The 2,757-nt window shown below is 54.3% G+C and carries 1 protein-coding gene; it reads right to left on the reverse strand.

Going from position 1 to position 2,757, the window contains the following annotated elements; translation table 11 throughout:
* Nucleotides 1–2,757: AMP-binding protein (locus tag HGH92_RS33360; RefSeq protein WP_168875198.1), on the reverse strand; the 2,757-nt coding region annotated here is incomplete at both ends.

Here is a 2,757-nt window from a genome sequence, read left to right on the forward strand (position 1 = left end):
CATAGCTGTTGTAAAGGCTCACCAGCTCACGCACCATCACCTGCATAGACCATTCGTCGGAGATAATATGATGAACTGACCAGGCCAGCAGGTATTCGGTGGCAGACAATTGCAGCAGCGCCACCCGCAGCAACGGGCCGGCCGTCAAATCAAAGCCCGTATTGATAAATTCGTGTATATATTGCTGAGCGGCGTCTTCCGGCGAGGGCGCAGTGCTAAAATCCTCTTCCGTCCAGAAGCCTTCAGCGGCCGATAAAACAGATTGACGGGGAACGCCGTCTGCCAGTACAAAGACCGTACGAAGGCTCTCATGACGGACTATCAGTTCACGGAAAGAAGCCAACAACGCCACACGGTCCAGCTGTCCGTGCAAACGGTACAACACAGGGATGTTATACGTAGCCGCATGTCCCTGCAGCTGCTCCAGTACCCATAGCCGTTGCTGTGAGTGCGACAGCGGGTAGTGCTCCATCGCCGCCGCAACAGGGATAGGCTGGTAATCCGTATGCACGCTGGCTTTGATCAGCGATGCCTGCTCATGCAGCACAGGATGCGAAAACAAATCCGCTATCGTTAATTGCACGTCCAGCTCTTTGTAAATCCTGGCGATCAGCTGGATGGCCTTCAGTGAAGAGCCGCCTATATTGAAGAAACTATCATCGCGGCCGATACGCTCCACGCCCAGCACCTGTTGCCATAAAGCGGCCAGCTGCTGCTCCACGCCCGCTTCCGGCGCATGGTAGGTGCTCTGTAACAGCATCTCCGCAGGCTTCGGCAAAGCTTTCCGGTCCACCTTTCCGTTCATGTTCAACGGGAAGGTGTCCATCCATACATAATAGCCGGGCAGTATGGCTGGGTTCAGATCGGCAGACAATAACGCCCGCAGCTCGTCAGGCGCATAACGTTTGCCAGTATAGTAACACAACAGCTCCTGGCGGAAGTCTTCGCCCGTATGCACCACCAGCTCGGTGCGCAGGACATCATCCTGTTGCAGCACTGCTGCACGCACCTGCTCCAGTTCTATACGCACCCCGTTGATCTTTACCTGCTCGTCACGGCGCCCCAGGATCTCCAGGCGGCCGTCATTGCGGTAGCGACCCAGGTCACCGGTGCGCCATACCCTGTCCGCTTCATTGCCGTCCAACGGATTGGCCACCAGGTAATGTTCATTGAGTGAGGTATCGATATAACCTTTGCTGATAAAAGGGCTTTTGATATACACCTCTCCCATCTCGCCGGGCGCACAGATATGATGGGCGCTGTTCACCACCGCCACCAGCGTATCTGATACAGGTAATCCTACCGGCAGCACTTCTCCGGCCTGCCAGTCCCAGCTCTCAATATGAAAACAGGTTTTTAATATAGTCGTTTCTGTTAAGCCGTAAAGGTTCGATAACCGCGCAGTGGTGCCATTGGCAGCCTTCCAGTTCAACACATCACGCCCGTATAAACGTTCTCCTGCCAGTACCACGTAACGCAGGCCGGCAAGCGGAGTACCGGACTCCTGTAAACTGCCGGTGATCAACCGGAAAACAGAAGGAACCGTTTGCAGCAGGGTGACCTGCTCGTTTCTTAACCACTCCACCAACAGCGCCGGATTGTTTTTGATATGGCTGTCGGGCATACAAACGGTGGCACCGCCAATGAGGCCTGTCAGGATATCTTTCAGCGAAGCGTCAAAAGTCATCGGCGCCAGCTGGCTGATACGGAAACTACCGTCTATGCCCCACTCCCGCTGATGCCAATGGATGTAATGGCTCAGCGACACGTGGGAACCGATGATGCCTTTGCTCCTGCCGGTAGAACCCGAAGTGTAAAACACATAAGCGCTACCGGAGGCATCATAGTCCAGATCGGGGTTGACTGCGCTGCATACAATATTTTCTGTTGAAAGATGATGTTCAAACGACAACGGCAACACCGCGGACGTTGGACTGTCCAGGATAATTACCGTATCGATCTTAACAGCATGGGCGGCCAGCAATTGTTTTAGCGTGGCCGCATGCACCGTAGTGGTAACGACGGCCTGCATCCCGGTCTCCGTTATCACCTGCAACAGATGATGAACAGCCTGGTCTGCCGACATCGGAACATACACGGCCCCTGCCTTAAAACAGGCCAGCAGCGCAACTACCTGTAACGGGCCACCGCCGGCATAAACGCCCACATGTTTTTCGTCCCGGTAACCCAATGACAACAGGCCATGGGCCAGCTGGTTGGCGTAACCGTTCAGGTCATGGTAGCTCATACTAAGCCCATAACCTGCTACAGCCACCCGGTCAGGGTATTGCCGGCACCGTTCTTCTATAACACGGTGCAACAGCGGCTGCGGCGATAAAGGAAGCGGGGTGGTAAACCAACGCTCATCTTCCTGTTCCCCCGCCTGTTGATAGCTGATATCATCCAGCGTTGTATCAGGATTAGCATGAACAGCCTCCATCAGGCGGCCGAGATGGGCCGCCATCCGTTCTATACGCTCCCGGTTGAAAATATCACTGTTGTACTCGATGTTGCCATGAAGCACTCCACTTTGTTCATCGTGATAAAACTGAAAACGTAAATCCCCCTTGCTGATGTCCAGGGATGCCGCTTCCGGCGTCACTTCCAGCCCCTGCATCTCTAACTGTTGCTCATCGTTTAAGCGGATGTTCTGTAATATCACCACCACATCTGACAGCGGTGACCGGCTCAAATCTCCTCCCAGTCCCAACTCCTCCACCAGCATGTCAAAAGGATACACCTGGTGTTCAAAACCTG

Origin of the sequence: Chitinophaga varians (genome assembly GCF_012641275.1) — a bacterium.
Taxonomy (GTDB): Bacteria; Bacteroidota; Bacteroidia; order Chitinophagales; family Chitinophagaceae; genus Chitinophaga; species Chitinophaga varians_A.